2 protein-coding genes are annotated in these 862 nt (G+C 49.7%); both read left to right on the plus strand.

Going from position 1 to position 862, the window contains the following annotated elements; all coding sequences use genetic code 11:
* Positions 1-499, plus strand: a 499-nt coding sequence (gene queC / locus ABUA47_RS22890) for a 7-cyano-7-deazaguanine synthase QueC (protein ID WP_349832113.1), incomplete at its 5' end; no start/stop codon positions are given.
* Between the two features lie 31 nt (positions 500-530).
* A partial coding sequence (gene queF, locus ABUA47_RS22895; RefSeq protein ID WP_349832115.1) for a preQ(1) synthase occupies positions 531-862 on the plus strand: 332 nt, incomplete at its 3' end.

The raw sequence follows: 862 nt of genomic DNA on the forward strand, positions 1-862 counted from the left end.
TAAGGCAGGTGTGGAGTTCGAAGTAATGGATGTTTCCTTTATCGGCCGGCTGGGACATAACTCATTGACAGATGCCGGCATGGAGATGGACCAGGAGAAGCCGGCAGACAGCTTTCCGAATACTTTTGTGCCGGGACGCAATCTGTTTTTCCTGAGTATAGCCGCCGTCTACGCCCGCGAGCGGGGGATTAATCATATTGTGACGGGGGTGTCGCAGACCGATTTCAGCGGTTATCCCGATTGCCGGGATGCTTTCATCAAGTCGCTTAACGTGACGCTGAACCTGGCTATGGACGAGCAATTCGTACTGCACACACCACTGATGTGGATTGACAAAGCGGAGACCTGGGCGCTGGCAGACGAGCTTGGAGTGCTCGAACTTATACGTCACGAAACGCTGACTTGTTATAACGGTATCCCGGGAGATGGTTGTGGACACTGCCCGGCATGCACGTTGCGCAGAGAAGGATTGGAAAAGTTTTTGGCTTCTACTAAATGAGGCACACTTGTATCACTAAAAATATATGGCTATGACAGAATTGAAAGACCAACTTTCCCTTTTGGGGAGAAAGACAGAATACCGTCAGGACTATGCCCCCGAAGTATTGGAGGCATTTGATAACAAGCATCCCGGCAATGACTACTGGGTGCGTTTCAACTGCCCCGAATTCACCAGCCTCTGTCCCATCACGGGGCAACCGGACTTTGCGGAAATCCGTATTTGCTATATCCCCGATGTCAAGATGGTAGAGAGCAAGAGTTTGAAACTCTACTTGTTCAGCTTCCGCAATCATGGTGCTTTCCACGAGGATTGCGTGAACATCATAATGAAAGACCTCATTCATTTGATGAACCCTAAGTA

This window comes from Bacteroides sp. RTP31139st1_H2_RTP31139_211217 (assembly GCF_040227615.1).
GTDB lineage: Bacteria > Bacteroidota > Bacteroidia > Bacteroidales > Bacteroidaceae > Bacteroides > Bacteroides uniformis.